Annotated in this window: 9 protein-coding genes; 5 read left to right on the top strand and 4 right to left on the bottom strand. The window is 74.2% G+C overall.

The features are described 5' to 3' along the window. Position 1: 1 nt before the first annotated feature. The 3 genes from NAEX_RS40730 to NAEX_RS40720 form a co-directional block, all read right to left on the bottom strand. Entirely contained in the window at positions 2–3,154 is a 3,153-nt protein-coding gene (locus NAEX_RS40730) for a DUF2309 domain-containing protein (protein ID WP_170136430.1), read from the bottom strand. A 243-nt stretch (positions 3,155–3,397) separates the two neighbouring features. Further along, complete coding sequence (ypfJ, locus tag NAEX_RS40725; protein WP_096332850.1) at positions 3,398–4,291, bottom strand: KPN_02809 family neutral zinc metallopeptidase; 894 nt, start codon at positions 4,289–4,291, stop codon at positions 3,398–3,400. A gap of 15 nt (positions 4,292–4,306) precedes the next feature. Beyond that, positions 4,307–7,381, bottom strand: a complete 3,075-nt coding sequence (locus NAEX_RS40720; RefSeq protein ID WP_170136429.1) for a hypothetical protein — start codon at positions 7,379–7,381, stop codon at positions 4,307–4,309. 259 nt (positions 7,382–7,640) lie between these two features. On the opposite strand from NAEX_RS40720, the gene NAEX_RS40715 reads away from it, so the two are divergent. Next, complete coding sequence (locus tag NAEX_RS40715; protein ID WP_096332848.1) at positions 7,641–8,399, top strand: sugar phosphate nucleotidyltransferase; 759 nt, start codon at positions 7,641–7,643, stop codon at positions 8,397–8,399. Between the two features lie 259 nt (positions 8,400–8,658). Here NAEX_RS40715 and NAEX_RS40710 read toward each other — a convergent pair whose 3' ends face one another. Then, positions 8,659–9,042 (bottom strand): response regulator, encoded by a 384-nt coding sequence (locus NAEX_RS40710; protein WP_211302558.1) that lies wholly within the window; start codon positions 9,040–9,042, stop codon positions 8,659–8,661. A gap of 136 nt (positions 9,043–9,178) precedes the next feature. Here NAEX_RS40710 and NAEX_RS40705 point away from each other — a divergent pair, with 136 nt between their 5' ends. The 4 genes from NAEX_RS40705 (at position 9,179) to NAEX_RS40690 (ending at position 16,273) form a co-directional block, all read left to right on the top strand. Beyond that, positions 9,179–10,675, top strand: a complete 1,497-nt coding sequence (locus NAEX_RS40705) for a BamA/TamA family outer membrane protein (protein ID WP_143140628.1) — start codon at positions 9,179–9,181, stop codon at positions 10,673–10,675. Then, the gene (locus NAEX_RS40700) at positions 10,672–11,316 is read left to right on the top strand and encodes a hypothetical protein (RefSeq protein ID WP_096332845.1); all 645 of its coding nucleotides are present in this window, start codon (positions 10,672–10,674) and stop codon (positions 11,314–11,316) included. Before NAEX_RS40705 ends, NAEX_RS40700 begins: the two co-directional genes overlap by 4 nt. Next, complete coding sequence (locus NAEX_RS40695; protein ID WP_096332844.1) at positions 11,313–13,310, top strand: sensor histidine kinase; 1,998 nt, start codon at positions 11,313–11,315, stop codon at positions 13,308–13,310. The genes NAEX_RS40700 and NAEX_RS40695 overlap by 4 nt, the downstream gene beginning before the upstream one ends. A gap of 218 nt (positions 13,311–13,528) precedes the next feature. Continuing rightward, complete coding sequence (locus NAEX_RS40690; protein ID WP_096332843.1) at positions 13,529–16,273, top strand: DUF4388 domain-containing protein; 2,745 nt, start codon at positions 13,529–13,531, stop codon at positions 16,271–16,273. Positions 16,274–16,608: the final 335 nt, after the last annotated feature.

Raw genomic sequence — 16,608 nt, 5'->3', positions numbered from 1 at the left:
GTCAGGGCCGGATCAGCGCCGGCGGCAGGAATTGGTCGCGACCGGTGTACCAGTCGCTCGAGCGGCCCACGCGCGGCAGGCCGGCGCTGAGCGGGGTGTAGGGGCGGAAGCCGAAGCGCGCGTCGAACGTCTGGATCTCCCGCGTCGCCGGGTCGACCGAGATCAGCCGCAGCCACTCGTTCGTGACCAGCTCGGCGACGATCGGCTGGCGGCCGGCGATCGCCAGCAGCGTCGCCGGCGACGCCTCGACCACCAGGTGCAGGCGGACCGGCTCGTGGATCTCCGTCATCTGCTTGGGCAGGCCGGTGCGCAGGTCGCTGCTGGCCCCGTTCATCACCCCGAACAGGCCGGTCACGTTGTGCGGCAGCTTGGTCCCGGCGCCGAGGCGCTCCATGTCGACCGTCGAGAAGAAGTACTCGAGGTTGATGCCGGCGCCGACGGGGCCGGCGGCGAGCAAGATCCGCTCGAGGATCGCGCCCGTCGGATCTTGCGCCGGGTCGTACGAGACGAGGAACGCCCGCCGGTCGAGGAACAGCCCCGCGGTCAGCTCGCGCCGGCCGACGAAGCAGGCCGCGTTGGTCGCGTGGCCGAGCTCCGGCCGCGCCTGCGCCAGGTCGAACGTGCGGGCCTCGACGTGCCGCAGCGCCCGCTCCGGCGTCGCCCGCCGCGGCGCCGACGCGAACCGGCGGCAGCGCTCGTGGGCGTTGCGGCGGCACATCTCCTCGAGCTGCGGCGACAGCACCCGCAGCTCCTGCAGCGCCGCGTCGGGCAGGTCCTCGGCGTCGTAGAGGCGGATCAGGTCGTTGGCGGTGTCGTACAGCCCGCCGACGAACACGGTGTCGTCGGGGATGACGATCCCGCGGGCCGCCAGGCGCTCGCGCACGCCTGGCTGATTGGCCATGCGCGCGAACAGGCGCGCGTTGGGCCCGCCCGAGCGGCCGCCGCACGCGCCGCACGAGTAGGCCGGGAAGTACGGGTTGTTGACGCTGGTCGAGTCGTGGCCCAGCACCACCACCAGCTTCCCGAAGCGGTGGGCGATGCCCATGTTCTCGAGCAGCGCCGCGACGCGGGTCGCCATCTCGTCGAGGGTGAAGCCCGACATCACCTGCGCCGTGCGGGTGCCGTCCTGCTCGGCGCGCAGCTCCGTCAGCCGCGTCATCGGCTCGGGCAGCCACCAGCGCGCGATCGCCTTGCGCACCCGCCCGGCCGCGCGCGGCGAGAACACGGTGGCGAGCAGCGGGATCGCGGCGAAGAACCCGGCGATGGCCGTCACGATCGATCCGAGCAGCAGCGAGCGCGACATCCGGCCCCACGCCGTCTCGATCTCGCCGAGCTGGCGGCGCCGGCTCGCGCGCAGCTCGGCGATGCTGAACTGCCGCGTCAGCGCCTGCTCCTCGATCCGGTGCTGCGGCTCGACCACCACCGGGCACAGGGGGAACGTGCTCGGGTCGTCGATCCCCTGGTACGCGATCGCCAGGCCGAAGAACCCGGCCGCGCCGAGGGTCTCGCACTCGGGCGCGATCTCCTCGAGGTGGCGGCGCGACGACTCGAAGCGGTCGTCGATGCAGAACACCACCTGATGCCGCGGCCGCGTCGCCACCGGCGGCGGCGCGGCCAGGTTGGCCGCCAGCGCGTCGAGCAGCTCGACCCGGTAGCGGCGCTCGTAGGCCTCGTGGAGCACGCGCAGGCGGGTCGGCTCGTCGAGCTCGTCGAGGAACGCCAGCACCGCCTCGACGTCGGCGCGGCTGGCCGCGTAGACCGTCGCCGCCGACACGCCCGCGAGCTGGCACAGGCGGAACAGCGGCCACGAGGTGTCGTGGCGGCCGCGCTGCTTCGGCCCCGAGATCTGCGGCAGCTCGGCGCAGGCGGCCCGGATCGCGCGGGCCTGGCCGCGGATGCCGAGGCGCGCCCCGACGTCGCAGTACGCGAACAGGTCGAGCGTCAGCCGCACCGCCAGGTAGTCGATCAGGTGGACCTGCGCGCGCGTGCGGCCGATCGGGCCCGGCGCGCGCTCGAGGCGGTGGAACATCCCCGCCCACCCCGGCAGCTGCAGCAGCGTGTGCTCGACGAACGCCTCGAGCTCGTGGTCCTCGATCCCGAGCTCGGCCAGCAGCTCGATCACCACGTCCTCGGCGCCGAGCTTGCGCGCGTCCCAGTCGCGCAGGCGATCGCCGAGCCCCGCCAGCCACGCCGGGCGCACGCCGAGGCCCGACGACAGCACCTTCGACCACGCGCGGAAGAACCCGCGCTCGCGGTCCGGCATCGTCCAGTACGACTGCCCGCGGTCGAGGAACGCCGCGCACAGCGGGATCAGGTGCGCGTGGACCATCTCGTTCGGATCCTCGCCGCTGGTGCGCAGCAAGAGGTCGCGGTGGAACACCGCCGGCGTGGCCTGCGGGCACGGCTGGCCCTCGAGGTGCTCGCACGCGCGGACGCACGCGGTCCACAGCGCGCGGACCGAGAACAGCTCCGGGTTGCAGGCGAACGCCGCCATCAGGTCGCGCGGGTCGACGCGGCGGCCGAGCAGCGCGCCGAGCTTGAGCAGCGGATCGAGCGCGCGCTCGCCGGGCGTCGGGCTGACGACCTTGGCCGCGACCCCGCGCGCGCCCGCCGGGCCGCCCGCGGCCGCCACCTCCTGCTCGAGCCACGCCCGCGTGCTGCGGACGATCGCGTCGCGCGGGCCCTGGCGGATGTCGGCGTCGAAGCGGTTGGCCGCGTCCTTCTCGACCAGGTTCCAGCGCAGGTGGGCGATCGTCTCGGCGCCCACGCCGTGGCGGATCACCAGCGCCGCGGCGACGTCCCGGTTGGGGAAGCCCGGCGCGATCGGCTCGGCCGGGAACCGCTCGTCGGCCAGCACCGCGTCGAGGTCGTCGTCGCGGATCCGTCCGCGCGCCAGCAGATCGCGGTATGTCTCTTTGGTCAGGTAGCCGCGCACCCGCAGCTTGCTCTGCGCCTCGCGGATGGCCGCGTGGAACGGCAGGTGCTGGAACGCGTGCAGCGTGTTGTGGTGGACGAACACCTCGAGCGGCGCCTGGGCCGGGAGGTAGTGCGAGGCGTGCTCCAGCGCCGCCCGCAGGCGCGCGCGCATGTCGGGCCCGGCTGCCGCCTCGGGCTGCGCGTCGTGGAAGAGCTGGTGGGCCGTGGCGGTCGACATGAGAACCCCGCGCGAGCACCTCGCGGCCCGGCCAGCATGAACGCTGGACCCGGCGCTCGCGGTGAACCGGCGGTTAAGCTGCATTCATAAAGCGCGCGAGGCCGGCAACCGACTCGCGTGGACGAATGCCCGCCCCGCTCCGGGCGCCGCGTGGCGCGCGCCACGCGCGCAACCTCTCCGAGTGCACCTTCGTGGCCTATCGGACATGTCCCGCGCATCATGTCCTCCGGCACATCTTCGCCGTCACAGCTCGGCGGCAGTGAAGGTGTCGCACCGGGCCGGGTCGTGCGAGTCGTGGCCGCGCGCGAACCACCGCGCCCGCTGCTGCGACGTGCCGTGGCTGAACGACTCCGGCTGCACGGTGCCGCGGGCCATCTTCTGCAGGCGGTCGTCGCCGATCGCCGCGGCCGCGCGCATCGCCTCCTCGATGTCGCCGGGGTCGAGCTTGCCGCGCAGCTCGGCGTCGCGCGCCCACACCCCGGCGAGGCAGTCGGCCTGCAGCTCGAGCCGCACCGACAGCCCGCCGGGGCCCTGCAACTGGCGCGGCGACGCGGCGTGGACCTTGTCGGACAGCCCGAGCAGGTTCTGCACGTGGTGCGCGACCTCGTGGGCGATCACGTAGGCCTGGGCGAAGTCGCCGGTCGCGCCGAGGCGGTCGCGCAGCTCGCGGTAGAAGCCGAGGTCGATGTACACGCGCTGGTCGGCCGGGCAGTAGAACGGCCCCGAGGCGGCGTCGCCGTAGCCGCAGCCGGTCGGCGTGCGGTCGGTGAACAGCACCAGCTTGGCCTTGCGGTACGGCGTCGGCCCGGCGCCGGACACCGCGATCGGCGAGCGCGCGAGCCACGAGTTCTGCACGTCGTCGAGCGCGTAGGCGACGTAGCTCGACAGGTCGTCGGCCTTCTCGGGGGCGACCGGAGCGTCGCGCTGCTCGGTCAGGTAGGCGCCCTGCTGCTCACAGCGGCCCACCGTCGCGTAGAGCACGAGCGTGAGGATCACGCCGATCCAGCCGAAGCGCGAGCGCAGCAGCATGCCGACCAGGCCGAGCAGCGCCCCGCCCCCGCCGCCTCCGCCGCCGAAGCTCCGCTGGCCTCGGCGGTCGATGACGTCGTCGCTGCGGTAGCCCTTCTCGAAGCGCATGCCCCGAGCGTGACCTCATTTGCCGGACGGCGCCAGCGAGGCGACCGCGGCCGGGGCGGGGTCGGCCGGCGCCAGCGGGCCCTTCAGCGCCCCGAGGTCGACGTAGCCGCGCTGCTTGAGCACCACGAACGGCCGCTCGTCGAAGTACAGCTGGCCCGCCCCGTCGTGCTCGACGATCTGGACCTTGCCCGCCCCGTAGTCGGCGTTGCGGCCGTAGTAGCCGACCTCGAGGCGGTACGGGTAGGCCGAGGCGGGGCCGTCGATGACGAACGCCTCGAGCCCGTAGCCCGCGTCCATGTCGTCGATCAGGCGGCCGCCGGACTCGAGCGTCTTCTCGCGGTAGAACGCGTGCCAGCCGTGGCCGTCGCGCACGTGCAGGTCGAGGTCGCCCTGCTCGTTGTCCCAGCTCAGCACGAACCGCAGCGACGGCTCCTCGGCCAGCTCGGCCTCCTGCACGCGCAGCGCCTCCATCACGTAGTCGCGCTGGTCGGGCCAGCGGCGGATCCACGCCGCCGCGACCAGCCCGAGGTCGTCCTTGAACACGCGCTCGAGCCCGCGGGTCTTCGGCTCGACCCGGGCCCACGCCATGCCGTCGAGCAGGGCCGCCCACGCCTCGCCGAAGTAGCCGGCCCGCAGCAGCGCGTAGGCGTACAGGCGGTAGCCGGCCGGGTCGTCGTAGCGCTGCTCGATCGCCCGGCTGTAGGCGTCGAGCACCAGCCAGTTGGCGGCCTCGCCGGTCCGCTCGAGCCGCCCCGCCGCCGTGCGCCGGACGTCGGCGCGGCCGGGGTACAGGTCGATCAGCGAGCCGTACGCGCGGGCCGCCAGGTCGTCGCGGCCGTTGGCCTCGAGCGCCTCGCCGAGGGCGAGCAGCGCCATCACGTCGGCCGGGGCCGCCCGCTGCCACCGCTCGGCAACCCCGAGCGCGTTGCGCTTGTCGTCCCACGCGCCGAGCAAATTCATCACCGCCAAAAAGTTGCCCTCGTAGGCGTCGGCCGGCGTGCGGTGGGGCCCGAAGCGCAGCCCGGCGTCCTTGTCGCGCAGGCGGTCGCGCGCGTCCTCGCGGGCCTGCTCGGCCGCGGCGGCCTCGGCCCGGCTGTTCTCGCGGACAGGTCCCTTCGGACCTTGCCGTTCGGACCTGTGCGAACGGACGGGCGGCACCGGCGGCACCGGCGGCGCGGCGGTCATCGCCGGCGGCGCGGCGTCGAAGCTGGTCATGCGCAGCTCGGCCAGCAGCGCGTGCGACGGCGGCGCGGCGCGCTCGTCGGGCAGCGGCACCGGGGCCGCCTCGCGCCACTCGGCGCCGAACTTGCCGACCGCCAGCACGTCGCGCAGGGAGGTGCCGTCGAGGCCGAAGCGGGCGTAGTCGTGGGCCGAGCCGATCACCACCATCGCCGTGGCGTCGTTGACGATCCGGTTCGACAGCGAGAACTCGACCGCGCGCTCGCGGAACTTGTCGCAGGTGTCGTCGGGTCCGCGGGCGCACGAGCGGGCCTGGTCGATCAGCCAGGCGGCGCGGGCCCCCGCCCACGCGTCCTGCAGCAGCGGCGACGGCGAGCGCGTCAAGGCCACGCCGTGGCGGGCCGCGACCTCGTGCCCGACCAGCTCCACCTCGAGCTCGTCCTCGGCGTACTCGGCGTAGACCAGCACGTCGTCGCCGGCCTGCACGCTCTCGAGCTTCTGCGGGTAGACCCAGCCGCTGCCGGGCACGCGCACCTCGACGTCGCGGACCACCGTGCGGGTCAGGCGGTGGGCCGCGACCCGCGGCGTCACCCCGCTGCGGAGCACCAGCCCCGGCCGCGCCGGCGCCAGCTCGTGGCCCATCGCCTTCAGCGTCTCCGGCCGCGCGCCGAGCTGCGTCAGCGTCGTCAGCCCGCGGAGGAGCGCCGGGTCGGCCACCCCGCCCTCGACCATCACGTCGAGCCGGGCCACCCCGAGCTTGCGCAGCCGCTCGGCCTCGGCGACGAGCGCCGCCTCGGTGTGCGCCCCGGCGGTCACGAGCCCGTCGGTCATCACCAGCATGCGCCGGGCCGCCCGCTCGCCGCCGCCGCGGGCCGCGAAGCGCAGCGCCCCGAGCAGGTTCGACGCCCCGAGCGCCCGCCGCGAGCGGACCGCCGCCAGCTCGGCCTCGCCGAACCCGCGGATCGGGCCCTCGTAGGCCACCTCGGCGCCCTGGTCGAACGCCACCACGCGCAGCGGGATGTCCTCCGGGACACGTGCGGCGAGCTCCGCGATCAGCTGGCCCAGGCGGTCGACGTGGGTGTCCCAGCCGAGCGCCTGCGACGCGCTGGTGTCGAACAGGATCGCCAGGCTCTCGATCGGATCCGGGTGGTCGTGGGGGATCGGCGAGATCCGGGCCACCACCATGTTGTCGTGGCGCAGGCCCAGCTCGCGCGGCCCGTGCGGCTGCACGACGATGTCGCCGGTCGGTCGCACGTCGGCGAAGCGGTAGAACTCGCCGTCGCCGCGGACCCCGGCGAACAGCGGGTCGCCGGCCATCACCAGCGGCGAGCGCGAGCGCAGCGCCACCGCCAGCTCGCGCAGCGGCGCGAGGCCGGCCACCGGCACGCGGTACGGCTCGCTGCGCCCCCGCATCTCCTGCGTGTACGCGACGATCAGCCGCGTCTGTTGCCGCGCCGCGATCGGCTCGACGCGGGCGACGAAGCGCTCGCCCTCCGGCGCGCCGACCAGCTGCGGCTCCTGCGGCGCGTGGTCCAGCGCCAGCTGCTGGATCGCCGTGCGCCGCGGCACCACCTCGGCCTCTTGCCACGCGCCGTCGCGGAACGCCGCGAACCGGGTCACGCGGGCGCCCGGCGGGATCGCCAGCGCCAGGCGACCGGCCAGCGTGCGGCCCTCCGGGTTGTCGAACGCCAGCTCGAGCTCCGTGAACGCCAGCGGCTGATCGAGCACCGCGCGCACGCGCAGCACTCGCAGCGGCAGCTCGGTCCCGTCGGCCGCGGTGAGCGAGATCGGCGGCTCGCGGCGGATCGGCTCGTCGGCGCCGGTCTGCGCGACCAGGTTGGCCAGATCGGGCCCGCTCTCCGAGCCAGCGCTCGGGCCGCCGCACGCCAGCGCCAGCACCGCGACGGCCACGGGCGCCGAGCTCCAACCAGCCGACCTGTTGCTACTGCGTGCCATCCCGATGCGCGCGGACCGACACCAACGGTCGCACAGGGGACCTTGCGGCGCAACCTGGCGGCCCCGGAGCCCCACGCCGCCGCGAGGCAGCCGGCCGCCGACGAGGTCCCACCTTGTCCCACGCGAGCGCTCCCGCGCCTGCGCAGCGCACGACGCCCCGGCACGAGCTGACCCGAACGCCAGGTCGCGGCGATTTTGCTAAGGTCCGCCGCGCGTGCCAGCCGATCCCGTCCCTGCCTCGCCCCCGATCGCCGTCGTCCTCGCCGCGGGCAAGGGCACGCGCATGCGCTCCGACCTGCCCAAGGTCCTGCACCCGCTGGCCGGCGAGCCGCTGGCCGTGCATGTCCTGCGCAGCGCCCGGGCGGCCGGCGTCGCCGGGCTCGTGGTCGTCGTCGGTCACGGGGCCGAGCAGGTCGAGGCGGCCCTGCGGCCCGTGTTCGCCGACCTCCGGTTCGTGCTGCAATCCCAGCAGCTCGGCACCGGGCACGCGGTCCAGTGCGCACTACCCGCGATCGGCGAGCACACCGGTCCGGTGCTGATCCTGTCCGGCGACGTCCCGCTGCTGCGACCGGCCACCCTCGCCGGCCTCGTCGACGCCTGCGCAACCAGCGGCGCCGGCCTGGCGCTCGCCACCTTCGAGCCCGCCGACCCGCACGGCTATGGCCGGATCGTCCGCGACGACCACGGGCGGATCCAAGCCATCGTCGAGGAGCGCGACGCCGACGCGGCCACGCGCGCGATCCGGGAGTGCAACGCCGGGGTCTACTGCGCCTCCGCCGAGCTCCTGCGCAGCGAGCTGCCGACCCTCGGCCGGGCCAATGCGCAGGGAGAGATCTACCTCACCGACCTCGTCGCCCGGGTGGCCGGCCGCGGCGTGCTGACGCTGAAGGTCCCCGCCGACGAGGTCGCCGGCGTCAACACCCCCGAGCAGCTGGCCGCCCTGGCCGCCCTGCTGGCCGCCCGCGCCGACTGACCCTGCGGGCATGTCCGGGAGAGCATGCCCGAACGCGCATGTCCCTTCAGACCTGCCTTTTCAAACCTGCCCCTTCGGCCCTGCCTCTTCGGGCATCCTGCGGGGCGCCTCCCGTGATCGACCCGAGCGCCTCCGTGCCCGGCGAGCGACCGGCGCTTCGCCGCCTCGACGGCACCTCCTCGCCCCGACCGCGGGCCGCTCGCGCCGCGCCCGCCCGCGACCTCACCGCCCGGGCTGCCGACCCTCGCGGCCGGTCGCCTCAGCGCTGGATCGCCGCCACCTCGTCGACCTGGCTGCGCAGCTCGTGGATGTCGAACGGCTTCTCGATGAAGCGATCGCAGCCGGCGTCCATCGCCTGGCGGCGCTCGCGTTTCATCACGCTGGCGGTGACCGCGAGGACCGGCGTCGCGGCGATGTCGGGGGTCGCGCGGATCCGCTGGACCACCTCGATCCCGCTGATCCCCGGCAGGTCGAGGTCGAGCAGCACGACGTCCGGTCGCCGGTCGCGCACCAGGGCCAGGCCGGACACCCCGTCCTTGGCGCCGATGACCTCGTAGTCGCCGGACAGCTCGAGGATCTTGCGGGCCAGAGCGAAGTTGCTCGGGTTGTCCTCGATGTAGACGACGAGCTTGCGGCCCTCCACGGACTGCAGTCTAGCGGACAACGGAGCGGCGCGGGCGCGCCTTGCGTTACACTCGCGGCCCATGCACGCCCCTGACGTCCGCGCAGGCGACCGCCGATCCCGGCGGCCTGCTCCGAGTCGGTGGTCGTGCGGCCCCTTGTGGGGTCTCTTCGCGGCAGGGGTCGTGCCGTGGACCGCTGCGGCCGCCGGTCCGCCGGCCCCCGTCGGCGCTGCCGCTCCGGCGAGCCCGACCGCGAGCCCCAGCGCAGGGCCCGCGGCCGCCGGGGCGCAGGAGCGGCGCAGCGTCACGATCGCCGCGCTCGAGGTCCGCGGCACCGAGCAGACCCCGGCGGCGCGGGTGATCGAGATCCTCGCGGGCGAGGGTCTGCGCCAGGGCGAGACCTTGTTGTGGCCCGAGGACGCGCGGGTCCAGCGGGCCCGCCTGCGCCTGTTGCAGACCGACGCCTTCGAGCGCGTCACCCTGCGCCTGCGCCCGCTCCCCGGCGAGCCGGGCAGCGTCACCTTGACCGTCGACGTCGAGGAGCGCAGCTCGCTCGAGGTCACCGACCTGTACCTCGGGACATCTCGCTTCACCCCGTTCCGCGGCGGCATCCAGGCGCTCGAGCGCAACTTCCTCGGCCGCGCCTTGCAGCTCGGCGGCGGCTTCATCTGGGGCAGCTTGCCGCGGCACGTCCCGCGCAGCCGGCGGCAGCAGGCCTTCCGTCTCCACCTCGCCGCTCCGCGCCTGCGCGGCTCCCGGTTCGGCCTCGCCGGCACCGTCTACGTCACCTCCGCGAGCGAGCCGTACCGGATCGCCGGCCGCACCGACGACCCCGACCCCTCGCTGTTCCGCGCCGTCGACTACGGCCGGATCGGCGGCATCCTCGGCACCACCTTCAACGCCGGCAACCGCCTGGTGTTCGGCCTCGACTACCGGTTCGAGCGCGTCAATGCCCAGCTGCCGACCGATCCGACCTACACCTCCCCGATCGGCGAGTCGCAGCCGATCGACCTGGAGCTGCTCCCGGGCGTCCACCGCCTCACCTCGTTTAACTTCGGCCTCAACTACGACGGCCGCGACGAGGCCGCGCGGTTCGGCAAGGGCGCGCGGGTCGCCCTCGACCTCCAGCTCAGCTCGCCGCTGGTCGGCAGCCAGTACGAGTACATCAAGCTCGTCGCCGGCGCCGCCTACAGCTTCCGCCTGCCCTGGGGCCACTGGATCACCCCCAGCGTCGTCGCCGGCCAGATCGCCGGGCGGGCCCCGCGGTTCGAGCGCTTCTTCGCCGGCGATCTCAGCGACTGGACCCCCGGACGCGAGCTGGGTCTCATCTACACCACCCGCAGCCCGGTCGACGTCTTCAATACCGGCATCGACCGCCGCGTCCTCGGCTCGTTGTTCGCCCGCTTCGACCTCGAGTACGTGTGGCCGCTGTTTCAGCGCAACCGCGTGCGCGGGATCAAGGCCGGCTACCTCGTGTGGTCGACCGGCATCTTCACCTTCGCCGGCGACTCGGCCGAGCGGGCCCGTCACCGCGCCGCCGGCGAGTGGGCCGCCCCGATCGGCTTCAACGCCAACTTCGGCCTGCGCCTCGAGACCGTCGTCGGCGCCCTCGAATTCACCGTCGGCAACGTCCTGCGGAGGACCCCGCTGTGAGACGGCGCGCCCTCCTCCTCGCCGGCCTCTCGCTGCCGCTGCTGGGCGCCAGCGGCCTCGAGCTGCTGCGCAACCGCCGGGCCAAGTTCGAGGAGGTCGGCGACGGCGTGCTCATGACCGTCGCCATGCCGGAGCTGCTGCCCACGCGCGACGTCGACGCCATGGCCTCGCTCGAGTCGGCGTTCGCCACCACCCTCGTGTTCGAGATCGTCGTCTACCGCGCCGGCCACAGCGTCCCGGTCGACCAGCGTTCGCGCGTCGTCAAGATCCAGTACAACCCCTGGAAAGAGCGCTACGTGGTCAACACCAGCGATCCGGGGCGGGCCCCGCAGATCCGCTACTACACCGACCGCGACGAGGCCATCGCCCGCGCCACCACCCTCGACCGCGTTCGCGTCGGCCGGGTCAGCGCCCTCCAGCGCGGCCCCGACGCCGTCTACTTCGCCACCGTCGTCGGCCAGCGCAACCCGATCGACCGCGACCTGCTCGCCCCGCAGTCGGGCGACGAGTGGGACCGCGGCCAGGGCCGCGACCTCTCGGTCTTCTCGCGCTGGGTCGGCATCTTCGTCCGCGCCACCCAGAGCGCCGAGCAGACCTTCGCAATAAAAACCGTCCCGGGCTTCTATCTGGTGTCGTCATGAGTCCGCGCGGTCCCAGCGACGACGACGCCCCGCGCCCGGGGCCGGCGGACACCCCGCCCGGCGAGCGCGCGGCCGATCCGTCGCGCCCGATCTCCTCCGGGGCGCGCGACGACCTCGCAGGATCCGCGCGCACCGCCCCCGGAGCGCGCGACGACCTCGTCGACGCCTCGCCCCCTACGCCTCTCGACCCGCTCGCGCCCGGCAAGCGCGAGCCCTCGCGCCCGCTCGCGCGGTCCGTCGCTCGCCCGCCCTCGGCCGTCACGCCGGCGGCGCGGCCCGAGTCGACGGCCCACGCGGGCGCCGACAAGTCGTCGACCGGGGCTCCGCAGCGGCCGTTCGCCTCGGTCGCGCGCTTGCCGGCCCCCGACTCGCGGCCCTCCGATCTCTCGCGGATCCGCATGACCCGGATCGGCCAGCGGATCGTCGCCGCCCCGCGGGTGCCGTGGTGGGGGCGGCTCGAGTCGCGGGTCATCACCGCGCTCGTGTGCCTCGGGATCCTCTGCGTCGGCGCCTCGGCCTACCTCGTCGCCCTCACCGTCCAGTACTTCGAGGGCATCGTCGGCTCGGCCACGCAGAAGAGCGACGACGCCGTCGCCCTCGCGCTGCCGTTCTACGACGGCTACGTCAAGGCGCGCAAGGAGACCTACCGCGCCCGCCTCGAGGCGATGGCCCGCGAGCTCGAGCTGGCGGCCGCGCGCGGCGAGCTCGCGGCCGACGACCCGGCCGGCCTGCGCGAGCTGCTGCACGAGCTGCTCCGCCGCGAGCCCGACCTCGTCGAGCTGCAGGCCCAGGGCTCGCACTCGGCCCTGGCCGAGCGGCGCGCCCTGCTGCCCGAGGACGAGGGCGCGCGGATCTGGGTCGTGTCGGGCCCTGTCCCTTTGAACATGTTCCCGGGGACAGGACTAATCGACCAGGGCAGCCTGGGCGCCATCTTCGCCCTCGACCCCGCGCTTGACCGCGACTACCAGTCGCTCGGCATGATCAAGCGCGGCCTCGACTACGTCACCGTCGACGGCAACGTCGTCGATCGCGGCGAGCTCGAGCGGGCGGTGTACCGCGCGATCGGGGCGGCCAGCGCGCTCGTGCTGATGGTCGCCTTCATCGCCGGTTTTTTGCTCGCGCGGGCGACCACGCGCAAGCTGAGCATGCTCAGCGACGCCATGCTGCGGGTCGCCGGCGGCGATCTGCTCGCGCGCGTGCCCGAGCTCGGCAACGACGAGCTCGGCCAGCTCGGCGCCGCCTTCAACGGCATGCTCGACGAGCTCGCCTCGGCCCAGCGCAAGCTGTCGTACCTGCAGCGGGTCGGCGCCTGGCAGGAGATGGCGCGGCGGATCGCCCACGAGATCAAGAACCCGCTGACGCCGATCCAGCTGGCCGCGCAGCAGCTGCGCGAGAAGGACCCCGGCACCGACGAGAATTTCTCGCGCCTGCTCCGCTCCTCGGTCGAGATCGTCGAGGACGAGATCGAGTCGCTGCGGCGCATGGTCACCAGCTTCTCGCGCTTCGCCAAGGTGCCCGAGGCCCAGCTCGAGCCGACCGTGGTCGCGCGGATCCTCGCCGAGTTCGAGCGCGCCTACGGGCACCTCACCGAGCGCGAGTCGGATGTCCTCGAGGTCATCCCGGCGCCGCCCTCGCTCGTCATCCTCGGCGACCGCCAGCTGCTCAAGCAGTGCCTGGTCAACCTGGTCGAGAACGCGGTGCTGTCGCAGCGGCAGCGCGGCCCGGTGCACGTGCGGGTGGCCGCGCGCCCGGCCGAGGGCGAGCCCGGGTTCGTCGAGCTGCGGGTCGACGACAACGGCCCCGGCATCGAGCCCGAGCGGCGCGAGCGGGTGTTCGAGCCCTACGAGTCGACGCGCAAGGAGGGCACCGGCCTCGGGCTGGCGATCGTCAAGAAGGTCGTCCTCGATCACAACGGCGAGGTGCGGGTCGAGGACAGCGAGCTCGGCGGCGCCGCCGTCGTGATCCGGCTGCCGCTCCACGAGCCCGGCGGTTGAAGGTCGCCGCCTCCGCCGCGCGGGGCAGATCTGCGCAGCGCGCCGGCCTCTCCGGCCGCGCAAACAGCGCGACGTGAACGCTGACGGGGACCGTGCCGCGCCCCGGGCCTGCGCGCCTCGTCCGGGGCCCGATCCGGCGCAGACCCCACGCGGACCGGGCTGCCCGGCTTGGGGCCGCCGGGGTATCGTAGGCCCGCTCGGCTCCAGAGCTCTCGCGCATGACCTCCGCTGACACCGATCTCGGGTTCCCGACCAAGGGCTCGCTCAAGCGCGTGCCGTTCTCCAGCCTGCTGCGCGACATCGCCGGCGCCGGCGTCACCGGCAGCCTGTACCTGATGAGCGGGGACACGAAGAAGGTGGTGTTCTTCGTCGACGGGCGGCCCTGCGTCGTCCGCAGCAACCTCGCCAGCGAGTTCCTCGGCCAGGTCCTGACCGATCAGGGCCTCATCACCCAGGAGCAGTGCGACAACACCCTCGAGGCCATCCGCCGCACCGGCAAGAAGCAGGGCGAGCTGCTCGTCGAGATGGGCATCCTCTCCGAGCAGAACCTGCGCTACGGCCTGGAGGAGCAGCTGCGGCGCAAGCTGTTCGAGATCTTCGGCTGGGAGGAGGGCCGCTTCCAGTTCAAGGAGGGCGCCGAGCCCGGCCTCACCGGCACCCCGCCCGCCGGCACCACCGAGGCGCTGATCCTCGCCGCGATCCAGGAGCGCTACACCGACGAGCGCGCGCGCGAGGCCCTGCGCCCGTACGCCGACAAGTACCCGACCCAGAGCCCCAAGTGGAGCGGCGACGCGGCCGGCCTCGACCTCCTGCCCGAGGAGCTGTACTTCCTGCGCTGCATCGACGGCAGCCGGACCACCGACGAGCTGCTGTCGCGCCGGCCCGACCTCGAGGTCCCGCAGCTGTCGACCCTGCTGCTCGGCCTGATCAGCGCCGGCGTCGTCGACCCGCTCGACGTCAAGTCGCCGCGGAAGCTGGCCCCGCTGCGGCCCAACCTGACCCCGCCGACCTTGCCCGAAGAGCAGCTCGCGCCCGGCTTCGAGGTCCTCTCGACCATCGGCGAGTACGAGGACACGCCGCTGCCGAGCCGCCTGCCCGTCGACCTCGGCGCCTCCTCGAGCCGCAACCCCCGCGTCCCGTTGCTGCCGACCGAGGACGAGGAGATGTTCCGCGGCCTCAACGTCGACGAGAGCATCGTCACCGACCCGCGCAACCTGCGGGCCAAGCTGCAGGCCGCCGCCAGCCGCGAGATCATCCCGCGCCCCGCGCCCGCGGCCGCGCCCACGCTCACCCCGGCGCCCGCCGCCGACATCTCGGGCTCGTTCGACGCCGAGACCGACTTCAGCGACCTGCGCGACGGCCCCGAGGACTCGATCCGGGCCGCCGTCCCCGCCCCCAAGCTCCCGGGCCCCGGCCACAAGCTCGGCCCCCCGCCCGGCCTGTCCTCCCTGCGCAAGGAGACGCCCGCCGTGGCCGCGCCTCCGGCCGAGCCCGCCGACGCCTCGCACACCTCCGCCGTCATCGCCCTGCTCGACGATCCCGAGCTGCCCGACGACCTGCCCGATCCCGACGACCTCCTCGGCGACGAGTCGCTCGCCGGCGTCGCGCTGCCGGACGAGTCGCTCGCCGGCATCGCCCTCCCCGACGAACCGCTGCCCGACGAGTCGCTCGCCGGCGTCGCCCTCCCCGACGAGCCGCTGCCCGACGAGTCGCTCGCCGGCGTCGCCCTCCCCGACGAGCCGCTGCCCGACGAGTCGCTCGCCGGCGTCGCCCTCCCCGACGAGTCGCTCGCCGGCGTCGCCCTCCCCGACGAGCCGCAGGAGTCGCTCGCGGCCGACGGCGACGAGCCGCTCGAGGACATCGAGGAGCTCGAGGAGCTCGACGACGAGATGATCGAGGACGAGGACGAAGCGGGCGGCGAGGACGAGCCGGCCGAGGCGCCCGTGGCCGCCGCGAGTCCGGTCGACGAGCCGCGCGGCGAGGCCGACGACGCCCTCGCCGACCTCGCGGGCCTCGCCGGCGGCGACGCCGAGCCGCCGCCCTCGCTGGCGCCCGTGACCCTCGCGCCCGAGGCGCTCGCCGACCTGCCCGAAGAGCCAGGTGACCTCGGCGACCTCGCCGGGGACAGCGCTTTGCAGCCGGCCGCCGCCGTCGCAGTCGACGCCGGCCTCGATCCCGACGCCGGCCTCGATCCCGACGACCTGCTCGCCGGCGTCGACGACGACCTCTTGCTCGGCGACAGCGACGAGCCCTTGCCCGACCTCGACGACCTCGACGGCCTCGACCTCGGCGACGACCTCGGCGACCTCGCCCTCGGCGACGACCTCGACGGCGCCCCGCTCGATCCCAACGTCTCCGGCGACCTCTCGCTGTCGGTCGACCTCGCCGACCTCGGCGATCCCAACGTCTCCGGCGATCTCTCGGCCGAGGTCGGCGACCTCGGCGAGGACGAGGCCGAGGAGCTCGACCCGCTCGACGAGGAGCCCGAGCTCGGCGACCTCGGCGGCGAGGCCGGCTACGCCGACGAGCCGATGCTCGCCAGCGGCGAGAACACCTTCGTCGGGCCGAACGACGAGGGCGGCGGCGCCGACGGCGGCGCCGAGGCCTACGCCGCCATGCGCTTCGGCGAGGCCGAGGTCGCCATGCGGGAGGGCGACTACGACACCGCCGTCGCCCTGTTCGAGGACGCCTACAACACCGGCTTCGACACCGCCGACCTGCACGCCCACCTCGCCTTCGCGCGCTACCGGGCCAGCGGCGGCGACCCCGAGATCGCCCAGAACTCGCTCGAACTGCTCGACTACGCCGAGAGCATCAACCCCAGCCTGGCGATCCTCCACGCCTACCGCGGCGCCATCTACGTCGGCATGGGCGTCCCCGACAGCGCCCGCGAGTGCTTCGAGCGCGCGCTCTACCTCGACCCGTACTGCGAGCTCGCGCTCGAGTACCGCGACGCCGAGTAACGCGCGCCGCGGCCGCTCGACGGCCGGCAAGCGGCCCGCCGCGCCGGCGCCGACGTGTCCCTCGGGCCACCCGCGAACCCCGTCTCGCAGACATCGACGGGCGCCCCGTGGCATGTCCCGCGGGACACCCACGTTCGAACCGCACATGTCCCTCGGGCCATCCGAGCCCGGTCCGCGACATGTCCCTCGGGACACCCACGTCCGACCTCGACATGTCCTTCGGGACCTCCGAGCTCGATCCGCGACATGTCCCTCGGGACACCCACGTCCGACCTCGACATGTCCTTCGGGACCTCCGAGCTCGGTCCGCGACATGTCCCTCGGGACACCCACCT

The organism is Nannocystis exedens (assembly GCF_002343915.1).
Classification (GTDB): domain Bacteria; phylum Myxococcota_A; class Polyangia; order Nannocystales; family Nannocystaceae; genus Nannocystis; species Nannocystis exedens.
This window is presented reverse-complemented; position numbering and strand designations above follow the sequence as displayed.